Origin of the sequence: Roseomonas elaeocarpi (assembly GCF_042433915.1) — a bacterium.
GTDB lineage: Bacteria > Pseudomonadota > Alphaproteobacteria > Acetobacterales > Acetobacteraceae > Roseomonas > Roseomonas elaeocarpi.
In genome coordinates this window covers 192,617-218,432 of the sequence record NZ_JBHLUN010000007.1, presented here as the reverse complement: position 1 = coordinate 218,432, position 25,816 = coordinate 192,617, and the positions used below count along the sequence as shown (strand labels likewise).

The 25,816-nt window shown below is 72.5% G+C and carries 26 protein-coding genes; 12 read left to right on the top strand and 14 right to left on the bottom strand.

Going from position 1 to position 25,816, the window contains the following annotated elements; all coding sequences use genetic code 11:
• Positions 1-2: 2 nt before the first annotated feature.
• On the bottom strand, positions 3-737 hold the full coding sequence (locus tag ACFFGY_RS11105) for a TSUP family transporter (protein ID WP_377044554.1): 735 nt from the start codon (positions 735-737) through the stop codon (positions 3-5).
• 170 nt (positions 738-907) lie between these two features.
• Between ACFFGY_RS11105 and ACFFGY_RS11100 the strand changes: the two genes are divergently transcribed.
• Complete coding sequence (locus ACFFGY_RS11100) at positions 908-1,504, top strand: DUF2889 domain-containing protein (protein WP_377044553.1); 597 nt, start codon at positions 908-910, stop codon at positions 1,502-1,504.
• On the opposite strand, the gene ACFFGY_RS11095 is transcribed toward ACFFGY_RS11100, so the two are convergent.
• Together ACFFGY_RS11095 and ACFFGY_RS11090 are read right to left on the bottom strand one after the other, a co-directional pair.
• Positions 1,465-2,382: a hypothetical protein gene (locus tag ACFFGY_RS11095; RefSeq protein WP_377044552.1), complete on the bottom strand. Its 918-nt coding sequence runs from the start codon at positions 2,380-2,382 to the stop codon at positions 1,465-1,467. The genes ACFFGY_RS11100 and ACFFGY_RS11095 overlap by 40 nt on opposite strands.
• 182 nt (positions 2,383-2,564) lie before the next feature.
• On the bottom strand, positions 2,565-2,855 hold the full coding sequence (locus tag ACFFGY_RS11090; RefSeq protein WP_377044551.1) for a BolA family protein: 291 nt from the start codon (positions 2,853-2,855) through the stop codon (positions 2,565-2,567).
• Positions 2,856-2,944: 89 nt separating this feature from the next.
• Between ACFFGY_RS11090 and ACFFGY_RS11085 the strand changes: the two genes are divergently transcribed.
• The 3 genes from ACFFGY_RS11085 (at position 2,945) to cobT (ending at position 6,511) form a co-directional block, all read left to right on the top strand.
• Positions 2,945-3,541 carry a J domain-containing protein gene (locus tag ACFFGY_RS11085; RefSeq protein ID WP_377044550.1) on the top strand — a complete coding sequence of 199 codons (597 nt, stop codon included), beginning with the start codon at positions 2,945-2,947 and terminating at the stop codon, positions 3,539-3,541.
• A gap of 71 nt (positions 3,542-3,612) precedes the next feature.
• The gene (gene cobS, locus ACFFGY_RS11080; protein WP_377044549.1) at positions 3,613-4,599 is read left to right on the top strand and encodes a cobaltochelatase subunit CobS; all 987 of its coding nucleotides are present in this window, start codon (positions 3,613-3,615) and stop codon (positions 4,597-4,599) included.
• A 37-nt stretch (positions 4,600-4,636) separates the two neighbouring features.
• A complete protein-coding gene (cobT, locus tag ACFFGY_RS11075; RefSeq protein WP_377044548.1) occupies positions 4,637-6,511 on the top strand; it encodes a cobaltochelatase subunit CobT in 1,875 nt (624 codons plus the stop codon).
• On the opposite strand, the gene ACFFGY_RS11070 is transcribed toward cobT, so the two are convergent.
• The 4 genes from ACFFGY_RS11070 to ACFFGY_RS11055 all read right to left on the bottom strand — a co-directional run bounded on the left by ACFFGY_RS11070 (position 6,483) and on the right by ACFFGY_RS11055 (position 10,049).
• Complete coding sequence (locus ACFFGY_RS11070; RefSeq protein WP_377044547.1) at positions 6,483-7,334, bottom strand: sensor histidine kinase; 852 nt, start codon at positions 7,332-7,334, stop codon at positions 6,483-6,485. The two genes, cobT and ACFFGY_RS11070, sit on opposite strands and share 29 nt — an antisense overlap.
• A gap of 40 nt (positions 7,335-7,374) precedes the next feature.
• Positions 7,375-7,671: a 50S ribosomal protein L28 gene (rpmB, locus tag ACFFGY_RS11065; RefSeq protein WP_377044546.1), complete on the bottom strand. Its 297-nt coding sequence runs from the start codon at positions 7,669-7,671 to the stop codon at positions 7,375-7,377.
• 118 nt (positions 7,672-7,789) lie between these two features.
• Positions 7,790-8,053 (bottom strand): hypothetical protein, encoded by a 264-nt coding sequence (locus ACFFGY_RS11060; protein ID WP_377044545.1) that lies wholly within the window; start codon positions 8,051-8,053, stop codon positions 7,790-7,792.
• 43 nt (positions 8,054-8,096) lie between these two features.
• A complete protein-coding gene (locus ACFFGY_RS11055; RefSeq protein WP_377044618.1) occupies positions 8,097-10,049 on the bottom strand; it encodes an ABCB family ABC transporter ATP-binding protein/permease in 1,953 nt (650 codons plus the stop codon).
• A 315-nt stretch (positions 10,050-10,364) separates the two neighbouring features.
• Between ACFFGY_RS11055 and ACFFGY_RS11050 the strand changes: the two genes are divergently transcribed.
• From ACFFGY_RS11050 to ACFFGY_RS11035, 4 genes are all read left to right on the top strand, one after another.
• Entirely contained in the window at positions 10,365-11,216 is an 852-nt protein-coding gene (locus ACFFGY_RS11050) for an NUDIX hydrolase (protein ID WP_377044544.1), read from the top strand.
• Positions 11,217-11,561: 345 nt separating this feature from the next.
• Complete coding sequence (locus tag ACFFGY_RS11045) at positions 11,562-11,762, top strand: type II toxin-antitoxin system HicA family toxin (RefSeq protein WP_377044543.1); 201 nt, start codon at positions 11,562-11,564, stop codon at positions 11,760-11,762.
• Positions 11,763-11,811: 49 nt separating this feature from the next.
• On the top strand, positions 11,812-12,216 hold the full coding sequence (locus ACFFGY_RS11040; protein WP_377044542.1) for a type II toxin-antitoxin system HicB family antitoxin: 405 nt from the start codon (positions 11,812-11,814) through the stop codon (positions 12,214-12,216).
• A complete protein-coding gene (locus ACFFGY_RS11035; RefSeq protein ID WP_377044541.1) occupies positions 12,213-12,467 on the top strand; it encodes a hypothetical protein in 255 nt (84 codons plus the stop codon). Before ACFFGY_RS11040 ends, ACFFGY_RS11035 begins: the two co-directional genes overlap by 4 nt.
• Before the next feature lie 115 nt (positions 12,468-12,582).
• Here ACFFGY_RS11035 and ACFFGY_RS11030 read toward each other — a convergent pair whose 3' ends face one another.
• The 3 genes from ACFFGY_RS11030 to ACFFGY_RS11020 all read right to left on the bottom strand — a co-directional run bounded on the left by ACFFGY_RS11030 (position 12,583) and on the right by ACFFGY_RS11020 (position 15,388).
• Complete coding sequence (locus tag ACFFGY_RS11030; protein WP_377044540.1) at positions 12,583-13,404, bottom strand: lipid-binding SYLF domain-containing protein; 822 nt, start codon at positions 13,402-13,404, stop codon at positions 12,583-12,585.
• 280 nt (positions 13,405-13,684) lie between these two features.
• Positions 13,685-14,320 (bottom strand): histidine phosphatase family protein, encoded by a 636-nt coding sequence (locus ACFFGY_RS11025; protein WP_377044539.1) that lies wholly within the window; start codon positions 14,318-14,320, stop codon positions 13,685-13,687.
• Positions 14,321-14,539: 219 nt separating this feature from the next.
• The gene (locus tag ACFFGY_RS11020) at positions 14,540-15,388 is read right to left on the bottom strand and encodes a DMT family transporter (protein WP_377044538.1); all 849 of its coding nucleotides are present in this window, start codon (positions 15,386-15,388) and stop codon (positions 14,540-14,542) included.
• A gap of 531 nt (positions 15,389-15,919) precedes the next feature.
• On the opposite strand from ACFFGY_RS11020, the gene ACFFGY_RS11015 reads away from it, so the two are divergent.
• Together ACFFGY_RS11015 and ACFFGY_RS11010 are read left to right on the top strand one after the other, a co-directional pair.
• On the top strand, positions 15,920-17,101 hold the full coding sequence (locus ACFFGY_RS11015) for a quinone-dependent dihydroorotate dehydrogenase (RefSeq protein ID WP_377044537.1): 1,182 nt from the start codon (positions 15,920-15,922) through the stop codon (positions 17,099-17,101).
• The gene (locus tag ACFFGY_RS11010; RefSeq protein WP_377044536.1) at positions 17,101-17,946 is read left to right on the top strand and encodes a TIGR01459 family HAD-type hydrolase; all 846 of its coding nucleotides are present in this window, start codon (positions 17,101-17,103) and stop codon (positions 17,944-17,946) included. The genes ACFFGY_RS11015 and ACFFGY_RS11010 overlap by 1 nt, the downstream gene beginning before the upstream one ends.
• A 231-nt stretch (positions 17,947-18,177) precedes the next feature.
• On the opposite strand, the gene ACFFGY_RS11005 is transcribed toward ACFFGY_RS11010, so the two are convergent.
• Positions 18,178-18,804 (bottom strand): LysE family translocator, encoded by a 627-nt coding sequence (locus ACFFGY_RS11005; protein ID WP_377044535.1) that lies wholly within the window; start codon positions 18,802-18,804, stop codon positions 18,178-18,180.
• A gap of 284 nt (positions 18,805-19,088) precedes the next feature.
• Here ACFFGY_RS11005 and ACFFGY_RS11000 point away from each other — a divergent pair, with 284 nt between their 5' ends.
• The gene (locus ACFFGY_RS11000) at positions 19,089-20,405 is read left to right on the top strand and encodes an MFS transporter (RefSeq protein ID WP_377044534.1); all 1,317 of its coding nucleotides are present in this window, start codon (positions 19,089-19,091) and stop codon (positions 20,403-20,405) included.
• Between the two features lie 10 nt (positions 20,406-20,415).
• Positions 20,416-21,660 (top strand): arsenic transporter, encoded by a 1,245-nt coding sequence (locus tag ACFFGY_RS10995; protein ID WP_377044533.1) that lies wholly within the window; start codon positions 20,416-20,418, stop codon positions 21,658-21,660.
• Between the two features lie 255 nt (positions 21,661-21,915).
• On the opposite strand, the gene ACFFGY_RS10990 is transcribed toward ACFFGY_RS10995, so the two are convergent.
• The 3 genes from ACFFGY_RS10990 to ACFFGY_RS10980 all read right to left on the bottom strand — a co-directional run bounded on the left by ACFFGY_RS10990 (position 21,916) and on the right by ACFFGY_RS10980 (position 25,754).
• On the bottom strand, positions 21,916-22,377 hold the full coding sequence (locus tag ACFFGY_RS10990; protein WP_377044532.1) for a GNAT family N-acetyltransferase: 462 nt from the start codon (positions 22,375-22,377) through the stop codon (positions 21,916-21,918).
• Positions 22,378-22,643: 266 nt separating this feature from the next.
• Complete coding sequence (locus tag ACFFGY_RS10985) at positions 22,644-23,396, bottom strand: SDR family NAD(P)-dependent oxidoreductase (RefSeq protein ID WP_377044531.1); 753 nt, start codon at positions 23,394-23,396, stop codon at positions 22,644-22,646.
• Positions 23,397-23,498: 102 nt separating this feature from the next.
• The gene (locus tag ACFFGY_RS10980) at positions 23,499-25,754 is read right to left on the bottom strand and encodes an FUSC family protein (protein WP_377044530.1); all 2,256 of its coding nucleotides are present in this window, start codon (positions 25,752-25,754) and stop codon (positions 23,499-23,501) included.
• Positions 25,755-25,816: the final 62 nt, after the last annotated feature.

The window sequence follows — 25,816 nt, the reverse complement described above, 5'->3', positions numbered from 1 at the left end:
CTTCAGAACGCCGCCCAGACCAGGGTCACGCCCGAGAAGGCCAGCAGCACCAGCACGACCTCGTGGAAGCGGCGGTCGCTGAGCCGGCGATAAGCGGCCGCGCCGGCAAGCGCGCCGAGAAAGGTGCCCGGCAGCGCCACCGCCGACAGGAGCGCGAGCTCCGCCGTCGCCGCGCCGGACAACAGGTTCCAAAGCGCCACGGCGGCCAGGATCCCGAGGTTGAAGGGCTGGAACACGCCGCGCCGCTCGTGCTTGCTCCAGCCACGCAGGGTGGCCCAGGCCGTGGGCGCGGGCCCGGAGAGGCCGGCCAAGCCGCCCATGACGCCGCCCACGAAGCCCACCGCCGCGTTGGCCGCGGTGCCGCCCCAGTGGATCGCGGGCTGCGAGCGGACGAGCAGCAGGAAGCCGGAAAAGGCGATCAGGAACAGGCCGGTGCCGAGGCGGAACACCTCCATGTCCAGCCGCGTGAGCAGCAGCGCGCCCAGGGGCACGCCAACCAGGCCGGCCAGCAGCATCGGCCCGACCCGGCGCCATTCCACCGCGTGCCAGATGGCCGGCAGGGTCTGCGCCTGCGCCAGCACCGAGCAGAAGGCCACCAGCGCCGTGGCCTCGGCCGGGGTGACGGCGTGCAGCCAGAAGCCGAGCGCCACCAACCCTAGCCCGAAGCCGGCGAGGCCGCTGACGAAGCCCCCGACCAGGGCGCCGGCCAGCACGGTCAGGGCGGCGGCGAGGGTCAAGAACGGTTTGCCACGACGCCGGACGCCGGGATCAGCGCCCCGGCCGCGGAACCCTGCCGCCCACCCCGATCGTACCCCGGCCGGGCCCCTGAAGGGCTGCCATGCTGTCCCATGCCTTGGTGGCTCCGCTGACGGGTGCCAGATACCGGCTTCAAAGCCGGACGCAAGGGATGCCCCTTTCCTCACCCACGGAGCGAGAGCCGCTGCACCGCCGCAGTATCGACCTGCGCGGCTACCGGCGCGCGGACGGGCTGTTCGACGTCGAGGCGCACCTCACCGACACCAAGGCCCTGCCCTTCAACACGCATGACCGCGGCACCATCCCGCCGGGTGAGCCGCTGCACGACATGTGGCTGCGCCTGACCGTGGACCGCGACCTGCTCATCACCGCCTGCGAGGCCAGCACCGACGCCTCACCCTACCGCATGTGCCCCGAGGTCACGCCCAACTACGCGCGGCTGGCCGGGGTGCGGATCGGCGCCGGCTTCCGTCGCGCGGTGGCGGAGCGGCTGGGCGGTGCGGAAGGCTGCACCCACCTGCGCGAGCTGCTGGCGCAGATGGCGACCGTGGCCTTCCAGACCCTGGCCGGGGAACGCCGCGCCGCCGCGGCGGAGGACCCGGAGGCGCGGGCGCGGCAGCGGCGGTCCATGCTGAACAGCTGCTACGCCTACGCCCCCGACAGCCCGGTATCGCTGCGCCGCTGGCCGGAGCTGGCGGAGGCCGCCGCTCAGGGCGCGGCGGAAGGGTCCAGCAGCCGCGAGAACTGATCCGCCGGTCGCGCCACCATCTCGTCGAAGACCAGCGCTTCCGGTGGGCGGGTCAGGCGGATGCGGGTGCTGCCGGCCGCCTGCTCGATAAAGCTGTCGAAGTGGGTGAAGTTCTGCTCGGTGAGGTCGAGCACCGGCTCCGCCGACTCCTCCATCTTCTCGCGGAAGCCCACCGCGGTGTCGAAGCTCACCATGTATTCCACCAGGCGGCGGAACAGCTTGGGCAGGATGGGCACCCGGTCGGTGATCACCGCGAGGCTCGTGGCGTCGAAGCCCGCCTCGGTCCCATCGGTGGGCCAGAGCCCGAGTCCCGCCGCCCGCGCCGCGCCTGTGGCGGCGGTGAGGCTGTCGCGCAGCTCACGGAACAGGCCGGTGTAGTAGGTGGGATAGGCCAGGCCCTCGCGCAGGGCGAGGTGGTTGTAGCTTTCCTCCAGTCGCGCGGCGTCGAGGAAGACCTCGGCCCCATCCGCCTCGGGCGGGTCGCCCGCGAACACGAAGGCGACCGGGCGGCCGTTCTTCTCCACCGCCCGGCTCAGGATAAAGCCCGGCGTGCCGTCCGCGGCCTCCACCACCGTGCGGTGCGCCGCGTCCCATACGACCCCGGTGATGCCGGCGAAGCCCAGCAGCCGTTCCGCGGCCGCCTCGGCCCATTGCGCCGGCTGCGCGTAAACGCCGCCGCCGGCGGGCGGGGTGTAGTGGGTTTCCAGCGTGTCGATGGCCTCGATCCGCAGCTGCACGTGGCCGCGGGCGTTGACCCGCGCCCGGGGGCCGGACAGCCGGCCCAGCAGCGCGGTGTCCTGCGGCGCGAAGCGCAGGGAATCCCCGTCCGGCGAGTAGCCGCGCGCGTGGAAATGGCCCCGGATCACGGTGAACGGCATGGGACGGCTCCTCCCCACCCTGCAACGGCCCGACGGGGCCTGCAGCAACCCCGCGCCCGGACCGGGCGGCGGGCGCAGGATGTCAGCCCCAGGATGTCAGCCTCAGAATGTCAGCACTGGGGGCGGAGCGGGCGTGAAGATATTCGGACAGGCGGCGGAGGCACCCAGCCGCCCGCCGCGCCTCAGCCGGCGGCGGCCTCGGCCGGCGTGCGCGCCTCGATGGCCAGCGCGTGGAGGCCGCCGGTGAACTCCGCGGCCACGGCGGCATTCACCGCCCGCTGCCGCGCCACCCGGTTCTGCCCCTCGAAGCCGGCCCAGACCACCCGGACGCCGTAATGCGTCTCGCCGCCCGGGCGGGCGCCCGCGTGTCCCGCATGAAGGTGGCTGTCGTCGCGCACCGCGACCGTGGCACCGGGAAAGGCTGCGGCCAGCGCGGCCCCGAGGCGGCGCTCCCTGGATGGCTCAAACGTCATGGCAAGCCTTGTCCCATGCATCCCAATCGGTTGTGAAGCGCAGCTTTACTGCCTTGCCCACGCGGGATGCTGCGATCATAAGGTGGCGCATGGCCCGCCGAGGCACCACAACCCACACCCCGCCTTCGCCCGGAAGCACCGGCTTCCGTCGTTGCGACTTCCCAGGCTGCGAGGCAGCCGGGGAGTTTCGCGCCCCTCGTGATCGTTCTCGCCTTCGCGACTACTATCATTTCTGCCTGGAGCACGTCCGCGCCTACAATCAGGCCTGGGACTTCTACAAGGGAATGAGTCCGGACGAGATCGAGACGCATCTCAAGGACGATACCGGCTGGCAGCGTCCGACCTGGCCCCTGGGCCGGCTCGGCATGCAGGGCAAGTTCGATCCGGCCGCGCTGAAGGACCCCTTGGGTCTTTTCGCGGACGCGAAGCCCACCCCTCGCAAATCGGCCACCAAGGCCCCAGCTGAACTCCGCGCCGCGCTGGACGTTCTGGGGCTTGGCTGGCCGCTGGAAGAGGACGCCCTGCGTGACCGGTGGAAGGAGCTCGCCAAGCGCTACCATCCGGACACCCACGGAGGCGACAAATCGGCCGAGGAGCGTTTAAAAGACGTGAACCGGGCCTATAGCCTGCTCCGCAAGCGGCTCGCCACCATGGCGCAGCAGCAGGACACCAGCGTCGCCGCCTGAAGCGTCGCCCCGATCGCCCCTCCGCGGGCCGGGGCGGCCAACCCGAGACACGAAAGAAGCGGGATTCCCCGATGGACACGATCGCCACCCTGACCGACAGCCGTCCCGACATGCCCGACGTGCGGCTCAAGGTGCGCGACGTGTTCGGCATCGACACCGACATGGAGGTGATGGGCTTCTCGACCCCCACCGAGCACGTGCCGGAACGCGATGAGACCTACCGCTTCGACCGTGACACCACGCTGGCGATCCTGGCCGGCTTCGCCTTCAACCGCCGCGTGATGATCCAGGGCTACCACGGCACCGGCAAGTCCACGCACGTGGAGCAGGTGGCCGCCCGCCTCAACTGGCCCTGCATCCGCGTCAACCTCGACAGCCACATCTCGCGCATCGACCTCGTCGGCAAGGACGCGATCGTGCTCAAGGACGGCAAGCAGATCACCGAGTTCAAGGAAGGCATCCTTCCCTGGGCCCTGCAGCGCCCCTGCGCCATCGTGTTCGACGAGTACGACGCCGGCCGCCCGGACGTGATGTTCGTGATCCAGCGCGTGCTCGAGGTCGAGGGCAAGCTGACGCTGCTCGACCAGAACCGCGTGATCCGCCCCCACCCGGGCTTCCGCATCTTCGCCACCGCCAACACGGTCGGCCTGGGTGACACCACTGGCCTGTACCACGGCACCCAGCAGATCAATCAGGGCCAGATGGACCGCTGGAACATCGTGGCGACCCTGAACTACCTGCCGCACCGGCAGGAGAGCGACATCGTGGCCGCCAAGATGAAGGTGACCGACGAGAAGGGCCGCAAGCAGATTGAGAGCATGGTGAGCCTGGCCGACCTGACGCGCGCCGGCTTCATCGCGGGCGACATCTCCACCGTCATGTCGCCGCGCACCGTGATTACCTGGGCCGAGAACGCGCGCATCTTCGGTGACGTGGGCTTCGCCTTCCGTCTTTCGTTCCTCAACAAGTGCGACGAGGCCGAGCGTTCCACGGTGGCCGAGTACTACCAGCGCTGCTTCAACCAGGAGATCCCGACCGGCCTTTACGCCAAGGCCTGAGGATCCGTTTCACTGAACCTGCCGGGGGAGTTGTGTCGTGAGCCAATCCAAGGACCAGTCCCGGCAGGAAGAGTTCAAGCGCGCCACCGCCGGTGCGGTGCGCGCCATCGCCCGCACCGACGACGTGCAGGTCACCTTCCAGCCCGGCCCCTCGGGCGTGACCGCCAAGCGCGCCCGCCTGCCGCTGCCCACCCGCGCCCTGCCGCCCGCCGAGATGGCCCGCCTGCGCGGTGCCGCCGACGCCGTGGCGCTGCGCCTGCGGCACCATGACGAGGCCACCCACGCCGCCCGCCTGCCCTCGCGCCGCGACGCGCGCGAGGTCTTCGACGCGCTGGAGCAGGCGCGCATCGAGGTGCTGGGCGGTCAGCAGATGCCCGGCGTCGCCGCCAACCTCCACGCCCGCCTGACGGACCAGGCGGAAACGGAGGGCTACGACCGCATGACGCGCAAGGACCAGCTGCCGCTCTCCACGGCGCTGGGCCTGCTGGCGCGCGAACGCCTGAGCGGCGAGTCCGTGCCGGAACCCGCGCGCCGCGTGCTCGGCATGTGGCGCGACACGCTGGGCGATCGCACCGAGAGCGCCTTCCGCGAGATGGCCGCGGCCACCGCCGACCAGGACGCCTTCGCCCGCGCCGCGCGCAAGCTGCTCACCGCACTCGATCTGGCCGAGGCCGAGGTCGAGGCCGAATCCTCCGAGGAAGAGCAGCAGGAAGGCGACCAGGGCGGCGAGTCCACCCAGGCGCAGGACAACAACGGCGAGGGCGAGGCGCAGGCCCAGGAAGCCGAGAGCATGCTGGGCGCCCAGCCCGAGCAGGCCGAAGGCTCGGGCGCCGAGGACGAGGGCGAAGGCGAGGATGAGGACGGCGCCGCGGCCGAGGGCGAGGACCGCCCGGGCGGGCCGCAGCAGCGCAAGGAGGTCCCCGCTTCCGACGACGCCTCCACCTACCGCGCCTTCACCCGCAAGTTCGACGAGGAAGTGGGCGCCGCCGACCTGTGCGACGAGGACGAGCTGACGCGGCTGCGCCAGCAGCTCGACCAGCAGCTTTCCCACCTGCAGGGCGTGGTGAGCAAGCTCGCCAACCGCCTCCAGCGCCGGCTGATGGCGCAGCAGTCCCGCGCCTGGGAGTTCGACCTGGAGGAAGGGCTGCTCGATGTGGCGCGGCTGGCCCGCGTCATCTCCAACCCGACCTACTCGCTCTCCTACAAGCACGAGCGCGAGGCCGACTTCCGCGACACCGTGGTGACGCTGCTGATCGACAATTCCGGCTCCATGCGCGGCCGGCCGATCACGGTGGCCGCCATGTGCTGCGACATCCTGGCCCGCACGCTGGAGCGCTGCGGCGTCAAGACGGAAATCCTGGGCTTCACCACCCGCGCCTGGAAGGGCGGCCAGTCGCGCGAGCGCTGGGTGCAGGAAGGCAAGCCGCGCAACCCGGGCCGCCTGAACGACCTGCGCCACGTCGTCTACAAGGCCGCCGACGAGCCCTGGCGGCGCGCGCGCAAGAACCTCGGCCTGATGCTGCGCGAGGGTCTGCTCAAGGAGAACATCGACGGCGAGGCGCTGGACTGGGCCTACCGGCGGATGCTATCGCGCTCCGAGCACCGGCGCATCCTGATGGTGATCTCGGACGGCGCGCCGGTGGATGACAGCACGCTGAGCGTGAACCCCGGCAACTACCTGGAGCGCCACCTGCGCAAGGTGATCGCCGAGATCGAGGGCCGCGACATCGTGGAGCTGATCGCGGTGGGCATCGGCCACGACGTCACCCGCTACTACCGCCGCGCGGTCACCATCGTGGATGCCGAGGAGCTGGGCGGCACCATGATGAAGAAGCTGGCGGAGCTCTTCGACGAGGACGCTGCCAAGGCCTTCCAGCGCGCCGCTACGGAGCGTTCGCCGGCGCTGGTGTAGCCGCCGGCGCGCGCGGCGCGGTTTCCGGGTCGGAGATCACGCGGCGGCGCGGCAGGGTCAGCCAGGCCCGCGTGCCGACGCCGGCCGCGGCCTCCACCACCAGGTCGCCGCCATGGGCGCGCATCAGGTCGCGCGCGGTGGCGAGGCCGAGTTCCAGCCCGCGCGTGCCGCCGGCCTCCGCCGCCATCCCGGCGATATCGCCACTGGCCAGCCCCGCCCCCTCATCCTCGATCAGCAGCGACAGGTTGTCCGGCCCGCGCACGAGGCGGATCGCGATGCAGTCCCCGGCCCCGGTTTCGCGCACGGCCCGCATCAGCACCTGCGCCAGCGAGCGCGACAGGGCACGCCGGTCGCCCAGCAGCGTCAGCTCCCCGATGCGGCCATCGATGCTCCAGTGGCGGCTGGCGTCCCCCAAGGGGCGGCGGACTTCCAGCAGCGCCTGATCCAGCAGGGCACCGAGCACCAGCGGCTCTTCCCGCAGGTGCCGTTCCCCGCCATGGGAGGCGAGCTCGTCGGCGATTTCGTCGGACAGGCGCAGGAGGCGGGCGGATTCGGCGCGCAGCGAGGCGGCGATGGCGGGCGCCTCCGCCTCGGGCGCCGCGGCCAGCTGATCGGCCATGCCCAGGAGGGACAGCCCCGGCTGCGAGAGTTCCCGCGACACCAGCGCGAGGCGCCGGGCCTGCCCGGCCCTCAGCGCGCTTTCGCGGCCGCGTTCCGCCTGGAGGGCAGAAAGCTGGCTTCGCTGCCGCCAGGCCATCCAGCCGGCGCTGGCGAGGCAGGGCAGCGCGACGGCACCGGCGAGGAGGTAGGCAGCTTCTTCCATCCCCCCCGTTCTAGGGGGAGGATGGCAAACAAAGGCTAAATCAGGCGGCCTGCTTCTTGGCCTGGGCGCGGCCGATGCGGCGCTTCAGGACCAGGGCCTCGGTGCCGAGCTTGCGATCGGGCGTGCCGAGCAGGAAGGCATCGAGGCCGCCATTGTGCTCCACCGTGCGGATGCCGTTGGTGGACAGGCGCATCTGCACCGAGGTGCCGAGCACGTCGGAGAAGAACGAGGCCTGCTGCAGGTTCGGCAGGTAGCGCCGGCGGGTCTTGTTGTTGGCGTGGCTGACGTTGTTGCCGGTCAGCACGCCCTTGCCGGTGATGTCGCAGCGGCGGGACATGATGGAAACCTCTGGTATATTCGCGATCGCGCGGGAAGGCGGGCCTATGGCCCAGCCGACCGGCCGCGTCAAGTTACGGGGTGGGAATCACAGCCCGCCCCGGCCGGGAAGCGATGGCTCAGGAATGGGTGCCGCGCATCTGCGCCAGCTCGCCCCGCTCCACCGACTCGAGCGCCGAGCGCAGCACCCGCGCCACGGCCTTGTCCTCCATGGAACGCGCCATCAGGCCCAGCGCGCCGCCCAGCAGGGCCGAGGCCACCGAGATCGGGGCGATGTTCTGTTCCGTCATGTACTCGATCGCCTTGTCCACGATGGAGCCGGCATGGCTCAGGTCCTCGGGCGCCATCTCGTCAAGGCGGTTGCCCTGGTTCTCGTTGGCCATCAGGGCTCTCCTGTGTTGGTCGTGCTTACCGGGCGGCAGATGGTCACGCCGGAACCTCAGCGGAAGACCCCCGCGTGGCGGAGGTGCCCCGCGCGGCCGTGCCGCCTTCCCCCGCCTCCGGCCCGCCACCCAGCCGTCGGCGGGCGCTGTCCGGGTCGCGCGGCGCGGCGAGGTCGGCCGCCGCGGCCGCTTCCGCCGCCGCCACCGCCTCGGACTGGCGGCGCCACATGGCGGCGTAGGTGCCGCCCGCGGCCAGCAGCGCGGCGTGGGAGCCGCGCTCGGCCACCTGCCCCTCGGCCAGCACGATGATCTCGTCCGCATCCACCACGGTGCTCAGCCGGTGGGCGATCACCAGCGTGGTGCGGCCGCGCGACACGCCGCGCAGGGCGGACTGGATCTCGCTCTCGGTGCGGGTGTCGAGCGCCGAGGTCGCCTCATCGAGGATCAGGATGCGCGGGTTCTTCAGGATGGTGCGCGCGATGGCGACGCGCTGCTTCTCGCCGCCCGACAACTTCAGCCCGCGCTCGCCCACCCTTGTGTCGTAGCCATCGGGCAGACGCAGCACGAAGTCATGCACCTGGGCGAGCCTCGCCGCTTCCTCGATCTCGGCCTGGGTCGCGTCGGGGCGGCCATAGGCGATGTTGTAGCGGATGGTGTCGTTGAACAGCACCGTGTCCTGCGGCACCACGCCGATCGCCGCGCGCAGCGATTCCTGCGTCACCGCCCGCACGTCGTGGCCGTCCACCGACACCGCGCCGCCCGACACGTCGTAGAAGCGGAACAGCAGCCGCGACACGGTGGACTTGCCGGCACCGGTCGGCCCCACGATCGCCAGCGTCCGGCCCGGCGGCACCGTGAAGCTCAGCCCCTTCAGGATGGCGCGGTCGGGGCGGTAGCCGAAGCGGACGTCGCGGAAGCGGACCTCGCCGGGGCCGGGCGGCAGCGGCTGCGCACCCGGCGGGTCGGACACTTCCTGCGGTTCGCGCAGCAGGGTGAACATGCTGTCCATGTCCACCAGCCCCTGCTTCACCTCACGATACACGAAGCCCAGCATGTTCAGCGGCAGGTAGAGCTGGATCAGGTAGGTGTTCACCAGCACGAAGTCGCCCACCGTCATGGTGCCGGCCGCAACCCGGCTGGCCGCCATCAGCATCACCGCCGTCAGCCCGCCCGCGATGATGGTGGCCTGCCCCATGTTCAGCGCGTTGAGCGAGGTTTCCGAGCGGACATAGGCGCGCTCGTAGCTGGCCAGCGCCGCGTCGTAGCGACGCTCCTCGTGCCGCTCGTTGCCGAAATACTTCACCGTCTCGAAGTTGAGCAGGCTGTCCACCGCCTTGGTGTTGGCGTCCTGGTCCATCTGGTTCATCTCGCGCCGGAAGCGCAGGCGCCAGTTGGTGAAGCTCAGCGTGAAGGCGATGTAGAGCCCGATCGTGCCCAGCGTCACCGCGGCGAAGCTGAACGAGAACATCCGCCACAGGATCACCGCCACCAGCAGGATCTCGAAGATCGTGGGCACGATGCTGAACAGCATGAAGTCCAGCACGAAGTTGATGCCCCGCGTGCCGCGCTCGATCAGGCGGCTCAGCCCGCCCGTCTGCCGGTCGAGGTGGAAGCGCAGCGACAGGGCGTGGAGGTGCTGGAACACCTGCGCCGCGATCTGCCGCGCGGCGCGCGCCTGCACCTTCACGAAGATGGCGTCGCGCAGCTCCCCCAGCAGCGAGGTCGCCACGCGCAGCAACCCGTATCCCAGGACCATCGCCACCGGCACCGCGGCGATCGAGGCGGTGCCGTGCGGCGTCAGCGCGTCCACCGCGCGGGCATAGGCCAGCGGCACGAAGACGTTGGCGATCTTGGCCGCCACCAGCATCAGCATCGCCACCACCACGCGCAGCCGCAGCTCCCGCGCGTTGCGCGGCCAGAGGTAGGGGGCCAGGCGGCGCAGCGTGTGCAGGTGCCCGCGCGGCGCGTCGGCGGCGGGCAGCGCGGAGGCGGTCATGCCGGAGCCCAGCGCCTCGGGCGGCGTCAGGGGCGCGGCCTGGACCTGTCCCGGCCCGGCGGGGCGGGGCAAGGTCGCGGGATCAGCGGGCGGCATTCGGGCGATTCACGTCGGAGGTCATTGCCCGCAAGATGGGCGGCGCGGGCGGATCGGCAAACCCCGCCGGTGGGCGGCGCCCATGGGCTGGCGCGATGGCTCAGCCGGGCGCGACCTTCCGGCGCCCTCCCCACGCGCTCCCAGCCTCACCGCCTGGTGTTACCGTCGCGCGGCGTCCCCGTGGTTGCGGCCCCGTGCGGCGGGGCGCATGTGGGAAGCATGGATCATCGCTTCCTCCGCCACATCGAGGCCTGCAACAACGCCGAAAGCTTCGGCGACGACCTGCCGCTGCGGGTGGCGGGCCAGGTGGTGGGCTGGCTGCCGCCGAGACTGGCCGAGGAGCTGCCGCTGCTCTCGCCGCACCTGTTTCCCTCGGCCGACGGCGTGGCGCTCGACCCCTCCCTTCCCGACGCGGAGGCACGGACCACGGTTCTGTCGGCCCTGACGGCGGAGCTGGTGCGCCTGGGCCGGCTGCGGCTGCGCGACGAACCCTTCGACGTCCGCGCGACGCCCGACGGGCCGGTGCTGGCGCGGATCGACCGCGCGGCGGTGGCCTTCCTGGGCATCCTCAGCCGCGGCGCGCACCTTAACGGGCTGGTGCGCCGCGCCGACGGGCTGCACCTCTGGGTGGGCTGGCGGGCGCGCAACAAGGCGCTCGCACCGGGCAAGCTCGACAACGTGGTGGCGGGCGGCGTTCCGGCCGGGCTGTCGCCCACGGAAACCCTGCTCAAGGAAGCGGAGGAGGAAGCGAGCATGCCCCGCGCCCTGGCCACGAAAGCGCGCGAGGTCGGTGCCGTGTCCTACGTCATGCGCAACGAGGGGGAAGGACTACGGCGCGACATCCTCCACTGCTTCGACCTGGAGCTGCCGGAAGACTTCACCCCGGTACCCGGCGACGACGAAGTGGAGCGCTTCGAGCTCTGGCCAGCACGGCGCGTGCTCGAGGCGGTGCGCGACGGCGATGCGGTGAAGTTCAACGTCAGCCTGGTGCTGATCGACCTGTTCCTGCGCGAGGGCATGCTCGACGACGAGGACGGGGCGCTGCGCCGCGGCCTCAGCCGCTTCCGCTGAGCGGGCGGGGTGGCTCCTCGCCCCTGCCTACACTGGTCAGCGCAGTTGTTCTCTCTGATCTGACGGCACCTAAAAATAGCGGATTTCCGCCATTCCTTGCGCGTTGCACCTTCCACGTACCCAGCTTTATACCCGGCAAATTAGATGCTTACCCGGTTGCCGTTCTGATCAGCGCCTCGTCCGCGCCACTGCGTATGCCACGCTCACCACTCAGATAGCGAAGCTCTTGCAGTTGTCGGATCGCCCATACCTGACAGCGCTGGCGTATACACACTCGCACACATTACCCGTGGACAATGCCCGTCTCTGACGCGTATCTATACACACCAGAGCGACGGGGCCCGGATGGGAAGAACGGTCAGCAGCAAGGCGGTGATAGCTGCCATCGAAGCGGACGGATGGTTCGAAGTCGCTCAGGCAGGCAGCCACAAGCAATTCAAACATCCGACCAAACCGGGACGCGCCACCGTCCCCCATCCGAACAGGGAACTCCCTATCGGAACTATTAAAAGCCTGGAAAGGCAGACAGGTGTGAAGCTCCGCTAACACCGGGGCTGCCGCCCTTAGTCCTAGAGACCAGACAGGAGAGACCTGAATGGCGATCCGGTACTATCCGGCTATTTTGGAGCGCAGCAGCGATGGGTTCGGGGTGTCGTTCCCTGATCTTCCCGGTTGCGTCTCCGCAGGCGACACCACCGAGCATGCCGCCGCCCAGGCGGAGGTCGGCTTGGCGCTGCACCTGCGCGGCATGATCGAGGACGGCGAAGCCATCCCCGAGCCCACCCCCCTGGAGGACGTCGAGCGCGATCCTGAGGTGGAGGAGTTCGCCCGTATTCTAGTGCGTGCCGAGTTGCCCGGCCGCGCAGTACGGCTGAACGTCACCATCGAGGAAGGTCTGCTCGCCGCCATCGACGCCACCGCTAAGCAGCGCGGCATGAACCGCTCGGCCTTCCTGGCCGACGCTGCCCGGGCCTCTATCCGCGAAGGACGCACCGCATGAGCAGTTCTCGTCACTCCTCCGCTTTCGAGGAGCACTTGGCCATCCTGCGAAAGTCCCCGTGTTCGGGTGACATCGAGGATGCGCTGATCGCCGTCGCCGACACTGGCCATGCCTGCAAGCTCTGGTTCGAGGCGCAGAGGCTGGCGCCGACGGCGGCCGACATCATGACGATGACGCGCATGGTGCTCGACCGAGAGCAGCGGGCGGTCGATCTGCGCCGCCGGCAGGAGGAAGCCGATGAAGCTGACTGACGCCCGGCTGGTCTGATTCCCTTCCGAGGGGATGGTGGACGCGGGAAGACCGGATGCCCAACTTTCCAGGCTACCACAAGGGAGAATGGAAATCCTGGGCACCTCCGGACAAATGTCAGCGCAGCTGTTCGCGCTGCACCGCGCCGCTGCTGCCGTAGCCGGAGGTCGCCGGCGAGTAGGGCTGCTGCGGCATCATCCCCGGCCCGCCGGGCGGGGCGTAGCCCTGTGCGGCCGCAGGGGCACTGTACTGCATCAGCACCGCGCGCAGCGGGTCGGCCGCCGGGTTATGCGCCGCCATGTCGATCACGATCTGCCGGCTGCTGACGGGCCGGCCGTAATAGGCCTGGTCCGCCTCACGGTAAGGGCTGAGCACCGTGCCTTCCAGCGTCAGCCCGGCGTAAAGGCCGCGCGTGCGGGCATAGGCCACGATATCCGCCCCCACCGCCGTGGTGGTCGCCCCGGCGATGCCGCCGCCCACCGTGGCGATGGCGATCGAGATGTCGCCGCCGAACTTGAACTGGTTGTCCAGCACCGCCCTCAAGCCCTTGTCGGTCAGGATCAGCATCATGACCTGCATGTCCTGCAGCCCGATCTGCAGCCCGAGCGAGCCGGAGCCCATGCTGTAGAAGGAGGGCGAGGACCAGGAGCCCGCCCCGTCGCGCGCCACCAGCACGCAGGTGCCGCCCTGCCCGCCCACGAGGAAGCCGGCGCGGAACACGCGCGGGCAGATCACCGCGGCGCGGGCCCTGCGCAGGGCGTCCCGGGCATCGCGGGCGCCGTTGGGGTCGTTCTCGCTCAGCATCTCCTGCACCGTCAGCGTGGAACGGTCCACCAGCGCCTGCTGTTCCGCGGCAGGCGGGATCACCCCGGCGCTGCCGCAGGCGGCGAGCGGTGCCGCCAGGGATGCCAGCAACAGCATCGAGATCGCACGGCGCATGAGCAAACTCCCCCAACCCCTTGTCTCAGGCCGCGCTTGTAGCCCGGATCGGCCAGGGGAACCAAACTCGCGATGCGCTGTGGTGTTCCGTGGGCGAAACTATGGCCGTGTTTGGGAAGCCGGCCGACCCCGCCATTGCTCCCCGCCGGGCACAGCGCGGCGACCCTATCCGATGGAGGGGATCATGCCCGATCCTGGCCCCCGAGCCCCCCCGCCGTCGCGCCGGACGGCCCTGTCGAAGCACCTGACCAGCTCCGTCGCACGCGCCGCCCGGCCTCCGTCAGTGCAGGGCCGAGAGTCCCGGCGGCTCCTCGTTCACCGAGGCCACCCGCCACTGCCCGCCATGGTTCTCCAGCCGCGTCAGCGACAGGTTGCGCACCGAGAGCTGAAAGGCCTGGTGCCCGGTCAGCCCCATGGCATGCGCCACCGAGGCGCGGATCGTGCCGCCATGGGCCACGATCACCAGGTCCTCGCCGGCGTGGTCGCGCACCAGCCCTTCCAGCACGGGCCCGACGCGCGCCACCACGTCGCCGATGCTCTCGCCCCCCGGCGGGCGCTCCTCGGCCGAATGGGGCCAGAAGGGGTGCGGCGGGTCGCGCAGCAGGGCGGTGAACTGCTCGTGCGTCAGGCCCTGCCACTCGCCCAGGTTCTGCTCGCGCATGTCGGGCAGCACGGTGAGCTCCTCCTCGCCGTAGCCGCCGGCGAAGATCGCCTCCGCCGTGGCGCGGGTGCGGCTGAGCGGGGTGCAGAACCAGCGGGCGGGGCGCGGCAGCCGCTCGGCCAGCCAGGCATGCGACACCTGCTCCGCCGCCAGCGCCAGGGCGCAGAGCGACACGTCCATGTCGCCGTACATGGTCAGCCGCGCCGAAGGCTCCACGATGGCGTGGCGGATCAGGAAGAGGCGCGTCGGGGTCATGAAGGGGTTCTGGCCCGCGCCGCCCGGCTTGGCCAGGGATGATCGGAAGGCGAAGGCCCTGGCGCCCCACGGCAGGGATGACCGCGGCGGGGACGACCGCGGCGGGAACGGGCTGGGGCCGGTCGAAGCCTCATGCCCCGGACGTCATTTCCTGGGCGTCGGACGCCGGACGTCATGCCTGGCCCCGGACCTCATGCCTTGAGTGTCATTCCCCAGGCGTCATGCCGTGGCGGCGCGGCGCTGGCTCATCACCCCGGCCAGGGCCACCACCACCGCCCCCGCCATGGCATGCGAATCCGGCAGTGCCCCCCAGACCAGGAGGTCCAGCACCACGGCGTAGGCCAACGCGCTGAACTCCAGCGGCGCCAGGCGGGAGGCCGGGGCGGAGCGGAAGGCACCCGCCAGGCACAGCGTCGCGGTGCCCGACAGCGCGCCGTTGGCGGCCATCGCCAGCGCGTCGAATGGTGTCGGCGTGATCCAGCCTTCCGCCACGAAGGGCAGTAGCACCAGCATGCCCGGCACCGCCGACCACAGGATCAGCCGCGCCATGCCGGCCTCGTGCCGCAGGTAGCGGTTCACCGTCATCACCGTGGCGTAGGAGGCGGTGCCCAGCAGCGCCCAGCCGTAGGAATGCAGCGGCCCGCCGCCGGTGATCGCGGGCGCCAGCGCCACCAGCACGCCGCTGAAGCCCAGGGCGCACCAGCCCCAGGTGGCGCGGGGCACGCGCTCGCGCAGCACCAGCGCCGAGAGCGTCAGGATCATGAAGGGCGCCAGGAAGTAGACGAGGTAGCCCTGCGCCAGCGTCAACCCGCGCAGAGACATGAGGAAGCCGCCGCTCGCCCCCAGCATCGCCGCGGCGCGCAGGAGGTGCAGCCGGGGGTGGCGCGTGCCGAGGCTGCCGCCGAGTCCCGGGCGCGCGAGCCGCAGCAGCAGCAGCCCCACCAGCATCGTGGCGTAGCGCACCGCCAGGACCTCGGCCGGCGGGTAATGGCCGGACAGCAGCTTGGAATTGGCATCCAGCAGGGCGAAGAGGCCCAGCGCGGCCAGCAGCAGCAAGGGTCCGCGCAAGCCGGCTCCCGTCCTTACCCCGTGTCGGCCGCCCTTCTCGCCGGGACGACGTTGCCGTGGCTTGTCAGGGCGGCACGGTCGGCGGTCAAGCCACGCCGGGAGGCCGGCGGCACTGCCCTGTCCGGCGTGGCCGTCCGGGGCTTCCCCACATGGTTGAAGTTGCACGCCGGCCACATCAGAACCAGCGGCTGAGTCTTCTCCTTCCCGGGCGTTGGAGATCGCGCGCTGGGGAACAATGAGCTTCTCGCCTGCGCCTCTTCCCACGCCCACCGGGATCGCCCTGCCTCACGGCCGGTGAAGCGGTGGATGCCGGTTCCATCCCCACGCGCCTGGGGATGCTCACCCCGGCGAGGTAGGACAACCCGGGCGGCCGGCTCCTTCCCTGCACGTCCGGGGGCGCCACGCCTCCGCGCGGCAGCCCTGGCCCAGGATCCGCAGGGTCGCGCTTCCCCCACCCGCGCGGCTGCGGCAGAAGGGGCCCGGAATGACCACGCCGCCCCGCCTCCCCTCGCCCATCCCGGCTGTCGCACCATGACGCCAGCACTCGCTTCGGTGCTGATGCCGGCCATGCGATCGATGGACCCGGAACGCGCCCACGGCGCCGCCCTGCGGGCGCTGCGCCTGGGGCTGGCCGGCCGCGACCGCGCGCCCGACGACGCGGTGCTGCACACCGAGGTGCTGGGCCTGCGCTTCCGCAACCCGGTCGGGCTGGCGGCGGGCTTCGACAAGGATGCCGAGGCGGTGCTGCCGCTGATGAACCTCGGCTTCGGGCTGGTGGAGGCCGGCACCGTCACGCTGCGCCCGCAGGGCGGCAACCCGCGCCCGCGCCTGTTCCGCCTCACCGAGGATGCCGCGGTGATCAACCGCATGGGCTTCAACAACGGCGGGCTCGACCGCTACGTCGCGCGGCTCGCCGCGCTGCGCCGGCCCCTGCCCGCGGTGCTCGGCGCCAATATCGGCATCAACAAGGAGGGCGCCGATCCGGAGCGCGACTACCCGGCGCTGTTCGCCGCTGTGGCGCCCCATGCCGACTACGTGACGCTGAACGTGTCATCCCCCAACACGCCGGGCCTGCGCGACCTCCAGGGCGAGGAACGGCTGCGCGCGATCCTGGGCGCCACCATGGCGCGCCGGGCGGCGCTGGCGCAGCAACCGCCGCTGCTGCTCAAGATCGCCCCCGACCTCGCGCATGAGGCGCTGCCGGCGCTGGTGGAAACCTGCGTGGCGACCGGGGTCGCCGGGATCATCGTCAGCAACACCACGCTGGCCCGCCCGGACACGCTGCGCTCGGCGCACCGGACCGAGGCCGGCGGGCTGTCGGGCGAGCCGCTCTTCGTCCCCTCCACCGCGATGCTGGCGGAAGTCTACCGCTTGGCGGCCGGGCGGCTGGTGCTGGTGGGGGCCGGCGGCGTGGGTTCCGCCGAGCAGGCCTACCGCAAGATCCGCGCCGGCGCCTCGCTGGTGCAGCTCTACGCCGCACTAGCCTATCGTGGCCCGGCGGTGGTGGGTGAGATCCGGCGCGGGCTGGCAGCCCTTCTGCGGCGCGACGGTTTCGCGCGGGTGGCCGACGCGGTGGGCGCCGACGTGGCGGGAACCGCCGGCAGGACGGGCACCGAAGCGACGGGCATCAAGGCGATGGGCGCGAACGCTGCGGGCGCCAACTCCATGGGCACCGGGGCGACGGGCACCAAGGCAACGGGAAAGCTGGGCTGATGGATATCCTGGACGGCATCACGCCGCTGCTCGACCGCTACGACGGCTTCGTGGTGGACCTTTGGGGCGTGGTGCATGACGGCGTCACCGCCTATCCGGGCGTCACGGAAGCGCTGCTGCTGGTGCGCGAGCGCGGCAAGCGCCTCGTCTTTCTCAGCAACGCCCCGCGCCGCTCCTGGGTGGTGGAGCGGCAGCTCGCCGGCTACGGCCTGGGTCCTGACCACTACGACGCGGTGGTGACCTCGGGCGAGGTGACGTGGGAGCTGCTGCACGGCCGCACCCATCCCTGGTTCGCGGCGCTGGGCCGCCGCGCCTATCACCTGGGCCCGGCCACCGACCTCAGCGTGATCGAGGATGTCGAGCTCGACTTGGTCAGCCAGGTGGCCGAGGCCGACTTCCTGCTCAACACCGGCCCCGACCCGGCACTCGGCCCCACCAGCACCGAACCTTACCGCGAGGTTCTGGCCGCCTGTGCTGCGCGCAACCTGCCCATGGTCTGCGTGAACCCCGATCGCGAGGTGGTGGTGAACGGTCAGGTGCTGCTCTGCGCCGGCGCCTTCGCCGACGTGTACCGGGAGATGGGCCAGCGCGAGATCTTCGAGGTCGGCAAGCCCGATCCCACCGTTTACGGCCCGGTGCTGCGCCGCCTGGGCACCGCGCCGGAGCGGACGCTGGCGATCGGCGACGGGCCGCGCACCGACCTGGCGGGCGCGCGGAACTCGGGACTGGACTGCGTTTGGGTGCTCAACGGCCTCAGCGCCGCGCTGGCGCCCGACAGCCTCGACGCGCTGGCCGCGGCGGAAGGGGTGACCCCCCTCGCGGCGCTGCGCGGCTTCCGGGTCTGAGGTGTACCATCGGGGTGGCCGCTGACCGGAGGGTTCCGGCAACGCCGCGCCCCGATCCGGAGGGGCCGCCACGCCGCCGGGCTCCGGTGGTCAGGCCTGCCGCCTCGCCCGCGTCCTGAGCGGCCCGTCCCTGGCGGTCAGCCGCGGCGCCGGTCCGCGCGACGGGCGGGATTGCGGCCGCGGGAGCCGACCGTTCCGACGCCCCTGGCCCGCGCAGCCCCGCGCCCGGCGTCAGCGGCTCGCGCTGGCCAGCACCGCCCCGATCCCCACGAAGGTGCCGCCCGTCACGCGGTTGAACAGCCGCGCATGGCGCGCGAGCCAGGGCGCGATCCGGCCCGCGAGACCGGCCAGCAGCAGCTCGTAGATCACCTCCACCACCGCGAAGGTGCCGCCCAGCAGCAGGAACTGCGAGGCGAAGGCGGTGCCGGGCACCATGAACTGCGGCAGAAAGGCCGCGAAGAACAGCATCGCCTTGGGGTTCGACGCCGCGACGAGGAACCCGTCCGCGAACAGCCGCAGCGGCCGGGCCACCTCCCGCCCGGGCCGCCCGGAGGCCCCGGTGACCACCACCGGCGCCGGGGAGCGCCACAGCCGCACGCCGAGAAACACGAGGTAGGCGGCACCAACCCACTTCGCTGCCGTGAACGCCGTTCCCGAGGCCGCGAGTAGCGCCCCCATGCCGGCGAGCGAGGCCGCGATCAGCAGCAGGAAGCCCAGCGCGCCGCCGAGCACCGTCCAAACGGTCGGCCGCAGGCCGAAGCGGGCGCCATGGGTCAGGGCGAGCAGCCCGTTCGGCCCCGGCGTGAGCGAAAGCCCCATCGCTGCGGCGAGGTAGACCAGCCATAGCTGCAGGCTCATCGCGCCCTCCCGTCCCCGGCAAGCCATGCCACGACGGCGGCGCGGAGGCCATCCGGCAGCGGCCGGACCGTGCTTCCGGCAAGGCGGAGGCGCAGGCCGGGTTGGCAACGGTGGAAAGCCCGGCGCTCCAGGGTCCGACCCGCCTCGGTTCGCGCATCAACCTCGCCCGCCCGGGTCCGCGCACCTCCGGATCGGCGCCAGCCCGGCCGCCGGCTTCCCGGAAGGGTGAAGCAAACCGGGCCACGGCGACGCGCGTTGCAGCTCCTGCCACCCAGAGATCCCCCATGTCCCCTGCCGCCGCCCCGTCCCAGGCCACCATGGGGGAGCCACCCGGGCGCATCGCGCGGGGCCTGGATGCGCTCAACTTCTTCCTGGCGGACGTGCGGGACGGGCTCGGCCCCTACCTCGCCATCTACCTCCTCGCGGTGCGGGGGCCGGAGCGGGGCTGGAACGAGGCGACGATCGGGCTGGTCATCACCATCGCCGCCATCGCCGGCCTCGTCGCGCAGACCCCGGCCGGCGCGCTGATCGACCGCACCCGGCACAAGCGCGCCGTGGTCGTCGCGGCCGCCCTGGCCGTGACCGTGAGCTGCCTTGCGCTGCCCTTCATCTCCGGCTTCTACGCCGTCGCGGCGACGCAGTCGCTCGCCGGCATCGCCGGGGCGGTGTTCCCGCCGGCACTGGCCGCGATCACGCTCGGCGTGGTGGGCCCGAAAGCCTTTTCCCGCCGGATCGGACGCAACGAGGCCTTCAACCACGGGGGCAACGCGGCCTCAGCGGCGCTCGCCGCCGTCACGGCCTACGCCTTCGGGCCGGTGGTGGTGTTCTGGATCATGGCCGGGCTCGCCGCGGCGAGCATCGGGGCGATGCTGCTGATCCCTGCCCGGGCGATCAACGACGACCTGGCGCGCGGGATGGGGGAGGAGCAGGACGGCAAGGACGGGCACGAGGAACCCTCCGCCTGGAAGGCGCTGCTCACCTGCCGGCCGCTGCTGATCTTCGCGGCGCTCATGGCCAGCTTTCACCTGGCCAACGCGGCGATGCTGCCGACCGTGGGGCAGAAGCTGACGCAGGTGGTGGGCAAGGACCACGCCACCTCGCTGATCGCGGCCTGCATCGTGGCGGCGCAGTGCGTGATGGTGCCGATGGCGATGCTGGTGGGCGCCCGGGCCGACCGCTGGGGGCGCAAGCCGATCTTCCTGGCCGCCTTTGGCGTGCTGGCGCTGCGCGGGCTGCTCTACCCCGTCTCCGACCATCCGGCCTGGCTGCTGGGCGTGCAGACGCTGGACGGGGTGGGCGCCGGGATCTTCGGCGCGCTGTTTCCCGTGGTGGTGGCGGACCTGACGCGCGGGACGGGGCGCTTCAACGTGAGCCAGGGCGCGGTGGCCACGGCGCAGGGCCTGGGTGCGGCGCTGAGCGCCAGCCTGGCCGGCGGCGTGATCGTCTGGGCGGGGTACTCCGCCGCCTTTCTCGTGCTGGGGGCGATCGCCGCGGCGGGCTTCCTGGGCTACCTCCTGCTGATGCCGGAAACCCTGCCGGAGCGCGCGGGCGCCGACCGGCCGTCACCACCCGCGGGCGCCGTGGCCCAGCCCTCCGCCTGAGGCAGCCTCCATGTCAGCCCTGATCGCCCCCGCCCCCGCGGTGTGGCTCGTCGCCCTGCTGGCAACGGCGGGGGTGATCCTGCGGCCGTTCCGCTGGCCCGAAGCGGTCTGGGCGGTGGCGGGTGCCGCGACCCTGGTCCTGACCGGGCTGCTGCCGCCCGAGCTGGCCTGGCGCGGCGTGCTGCGGGGCCGCGACGTCTACCTTTTCCTGCTGGGAATGATGCTGCTGGCCGAGGTCGGCCGCCGGGAAGGGTTGTTCGATTGGCTGGCGGTTTTCGCGGTGCGGGCGGCACACGGCTCGGGCACGCGCCTGCTGGCCGTGGTCTACGGCGTGGGCGTGCTGACCACGGCCTTCCTGAGCAACGACGCCACGGCGGTGGTGCTGACGCCCGCCGTCCTGGCGGCGGCGCGGGCGGCGGGCGCGAAGCCGATGCCGCACCTCTACGCTTGCGCCTTCGTGAGCAACGCGGCCTCCTTCGTGCTGCCTATCTCGAACCCGGCGAACCTCGTGGTGTTCGGCGGGCACATGCCGCCGCTCGGGGAGTGGCTGCTGCGCTTCACCCTGCCCTCGGCGGCGGCGATCGCCGCGACCTACGCGAGCCTCTGGCTGACGCAGCGGCGGGTGCTGGCCGAGCCGATCGCGCCGGCGGTCGCGCCGGTGCCGCTGTCGCGGGGCGGCCGGGTGGCGGGCGTCGGGATCGGCGCGACGGTGGTGGCGATGCTGAGCGCTTCCGCGGCCGGGATCGATCTGGGCTGGCCGACCTTTCTGGCCTCGGGCGCGACGGCGCTGGCCGTGGCGCTGACGACGCGCCGGGGCTTCGGGCCGATCCTCGGCGGCATTTCCTGGGGTATCCTGCCGCTGGTGGCCGGGCTCTTCGTGCTGGTGGAGGCGCTGGAAGCCACGGGGGCCGTGGGGGCGCTGGCCGGGCTGGTGCGGGGTGGCGGCACCGGGACCGCCCTGGCCGCCGGGGCGATCGTGGGCCTCGGCACCAACGTGACCAACAACCTGCCCGCCGGGCTGCTCGCAGGGGCCGTGGTGCAGGCGGCGGGCGGTGCGGGGGTGTTGCCGGGGGCGATCCTGATCGGGGTGGACCTCGGGCCGAACCTGTCGGTCACGGGTTCGCTGGCCACCATCCTCTGGATGGCGGTGATCCGGCGAGAGGGCCTGACGGTCAGCGACGGGCAGTTCCTGCGGCTGGGCGTGCTGGTGATGCTGCCGGCCCTGATGCTCGCGCTGGGGGCGCTCGCCCTCTAGCCCTGACCGCGATGCGCCCCCGCGTGGCCTGGTGGGCTGGCTCAGTGGGTCGGCTCAGTGGGTCGGCCAGGTGAGTCGGACGGACGCCGCCGCGGGAATGTGTCGCCTGCCGCCGGTACCGCCCCATGGCCGGTGGGCCGGTGGGCCGGTGGGCCGGTGGGCCGGTGGGCCGGTGGGCCGGTGGGCCGCCACGTCGCATGTCACCGGTGTCACACAAGGGCCGGTCGGCCGCCGCGACGGCCGGGCCCGAAACGCTCAGCCGAGCTCGAAGACCTTCTGCACCGTGTCCGCGGTTTCGCGGTAGGTCCGGAACCCGACCGCCTCGTAGTAGCGGAGCGCGGCCTCGTTGGCGGCGCCGATATAGGCGTCGATCTTCCGCAGCCCCGCCCCCGCCGCGGCGGCCCGGCTGCTGGCGAAGAGCGCGGTTCCGACGCCCCGGCGATGGGCGCTCGGACTGATGTGGGTGCCGATGATCCCCCAGCCTTCCGGCACGCCGTAGCGGTTCCCCGCCGTCGCCCGGATCAGCGACTGGAAGCCCAGCACCGCGCCGTCCTCCTCCACCGCGACGGAGCAGCGGATGCCGGCAGGGTTCCGGACGTAGTTCCGCAGCACGAAGTCGGGATCGCTGGGACGTTCCCGCCCGGTTGCCGCGATGATCTCGCGCAGGACGCGGCTCATGCCGTCGGCGTCGTCCGGTGTCGCCTCGCGCAGGTCCATGAACGATTTCCCCCGAAGAATACCGGGCGCCGCAGCCCCGCCGCCCCGGCGCCTGAACCTCCTGGCCGGACGGGCGGAGCGCCCGTCCCCGGCGCGTCACCGCTCGGACAGTGCGGGCGGGCGGGCACTCACGGAGGGTGCCGAACTGCCTGCGCCGGGCAGCCCACCGGCACGTCCCCGCGGCAACCCACCCGGGCAGCCTACCCGGTCAATCCCCCGAGCGGAGGCGGGTGGACCGTTCCGCCCTCCCCCACCGGTGGTTCCGCTTACTGCCCCGGCTTGTTGACCTTCAGCCCCGCGAAGCTCTGGCAGACCGGCATCACCTGGAGGGTGTTCACGTTCACCCGCGCCGGGCGGCTGGCGACCCAGTGCACGGTGTCGGCGATGTCCTCGGGCGTCAGCGCATCGGCGCCGGCATAGACCGCGGCCGCCTTGGCGTCGTCGCCGAAGCGGACGTTGCTGAACTCGGTGCCGCCGACCAGGCCCGGCTGCACGTCGGTCACCCGCACGGCCGTGCCGAACAGGTCGGTGCGCAGGTTCAGCGAGAACTGATGCACGAAGGCCTTGGTGGCGCCGTACACGTTGCCGCCGGCATAAGGCCATTCGGCCGCGGTGGAGCCGATGTTGACGATGTGGCCGCGGTTGCGCGCCACCATGCCGGGCAGCACCGCGCGGGTGACGTAGACCAGCCCCTTCACGTTGGTGTCCACCATGGCGTCCCAGTCGTCGAGGTCGGCTTCCTGGGCCGGACCGAGGCCCTTGGCCAGGCCGGCATTGTTCACCAGCAGGTCGATCTCGGCCCAGTCGGCGGGCAGCGACTCCACGGCCTTGGCCACGGCCTCACGGTCGCGCACGTCCAGCACCATGGGAAGGACGCGGTCCTCGCCGATCTCCCGGCGCAGCGCGTCGAGCCGCTCGGCCCGGCGGCCGGCCGCGATGATGCGCGCCCCGTCGGCGGCGAAGCGGTGCGCGATGGCCGCGCCGAAGCCGGCGGTGGCGCCCGTCACGAGAACGATCATGCCCGGTGTTCCTTGATCTGCCCGTCCGCGCGCCCGGCACCTGCCGGGGGGCGAAGTTCCGGGGCGGAGTTCCGGGGCGCGAGGTTACGGCAAGCGGGCGCGTCAGGCCAGGAAGCGCCCGCCCGCCTGGTGCATCAGCCGCAGCAGCTCGGCGGTGCGGCGAGCCGAGGGCGGCAGCGCGCCCTCGCCCGGGGCGGGCGGCAGGGTGGCGGGCGGCTGCGCCTCACGCAGGGCCCGGGCGATGGCGACGGTGGCCGCCGCAACCCAGGCGCCGAAGCCCGCCGGCGCGGGTGCCTCGGGCTGCAGCCAGGCCGTGGTGCTGACGCCCGCCAGGCGGCGCTGCAGCGTCAGCAGGCTGGCCGCGGCCTCGAGCTGCGCGGCGCTGCGCCGTGGCTCGCGGGCCGCGCGCTCGCGCACCGTTTCGGCGTTGGTGCTGGCGAGGCCGGCGGCGCGACGGGCCGCGTCGCGCTCCGCGCCCGGGGCGCCGAACACCGCGGCGGCGTAGGCACCGTTGGCCGAGAGCGCGTCCGCCAGGGCGAAGCGCAGCCGGTGCGGCGCCCGGTCGGGCCAGAGCAGCAGCGCCCCGCCCAGCGCCAGGGCGCTGCCCAGGACGTTGTCCAGCGCCCTGAGCCCCGCGAGCGAGGCCTGCGCGCCGCCCGGATGCGACAGGTCCACCAGCAGCACGAAGAGCGGCGTGAGAAAGAACACGAACAGGGCGTAGCTGACGGGGCGTAGCGCCATGGTGACCATGGCCAAGGGAAACACCGCCAGCGTCAGCGCCGTGGGTCCGGGCAGGAGCCAGCCCAGCAGCACCGCCAGCAACCCGCCCAGCACGCTGCCCACCGCGCGCTCCACCGCGCGGGGCCAGGTGGTGGCGATCTCGGGCTGGTGGACCAGCACCACCGCCATGGTGGCCCAGTAGGCCTGCGGCAGGTGCAGCCAGCGCGTGACGAGCACGGCGACCACCACCAGCACGGCCGAGCGCAGGGCGTGGCGGAACACCAGCGACCCCCAGCCGAGATTGTTGCGCAGCGCCGCCAGCGCGCCCCGCCAGCCCAGCACCGCCACCGGCTGTCGCGAAGGCGGCAGCGGCGCCGCACCCAGCATCGCGCGCAGCTCCGCCGCCACGGCGCGCAGCGTGTCCAGGCCCAGCGCCGTGCCAGGGGGCGTTTCGAGGGGCGTTCCTGGGGGCGTGCCCGAGGTCGTTCCAGGGATCATGCCAGGGGTCGTTCCCGGGGCCGTTCCCGGGGGCGCTCCAGGGGGCGCTCCAGGGGCGCTTCCCGCCGTTGCCGCGTCCGGTGTCGCCGCCGACGCTGCCCCCGGCACCGCGCCCGGGCGCGACGTCTCGGTGCCGAGCAGTGCCTCGAACTGCGCCAGCGCCGCTTCCATGCGCGCGCCGGGCGGCTCGGCCGCGGTGAGCAGCCGCGCTTCCCGGTGCAGCAGCGCGGCCAGCTGCCGCATGGCCCGGACGGGCGTGGCGGAAGCCGGCGCGGCGCCCCGGGAGGCGCCTTCCTCCAGCTGGTCCTCGAGCACGATCAGCCGGGCAAAGATCCGCTCCGCCGCCTCGAGCGCCAGCAGCAGCCGGCCGGTGGTTTCCACCAGGCCGCGGTCGCGCAGCGCCCCGTCAAGCGCGGTGCGGGCGGCCTCGATGGCCAGGCGCACCGCGCGCCGGTGCTGGCGGGCGTGGCGGGCCCAGGCGCTGCCCGCCGCGGCATCGGGCATGGGCGGCAGGGCGGCGAGGTCGGCGGTGAGCTCGGCCAGGGCACGGAACGCCTCGCCCACCGCGCGACGGGCGGGGCGGAAAGGATGGATGCGCCACAGGGTCAGGCTGAGAACCAATGCCCAGAGCGCGCCGCCCACGAAGCTCAGCCCGAAGCGCAGCAACGCCCAGCCGTCGGCGAAGGGCTGGTCGGCCGCCACCACGCAGGCCACCGCCGCCAGCAGCCCGGCCTGGGTCACCGCCTGGCCGTAAAGGCGCCCCATGCTGCCGAGAAAGGTGCAGGCGAAGACCACCGGGATCACCGCCGCCCAGCCGAGCATCCCGGCCCCGGCCCCGGCCAGCGCGAAAACCGTGGAAGTGGCGGCGTAGCCCATCAGCAGCCGCGCCCGCGCCCGGCTGGGCCCGCCGGGATCGGCGAGGCAGGTCCACAGCGCCGCCACCGCCGCCCAGGACAGCTCGGCTTGGCCGGTCACCTCCATCAGGAGGATCACCAGGGCGCAGGCGGCGGCGGCGCGCACCCCTTCGCTGAGGCTGGCGGCGCGCGGCGACAGGCTGATCGACCAGCGGTCGAGTCGCCGGGTCAGCGCGTCGAGGCGCCGCAGCAGCGGATGGGCGGGCTGCGGCTGCAGCACCTTCATGCTGCGCCGCCCGGGGACTGCGCCGGCCCGGGGCCGGCGTGGCGAGGCGTGAAGGACGGTCG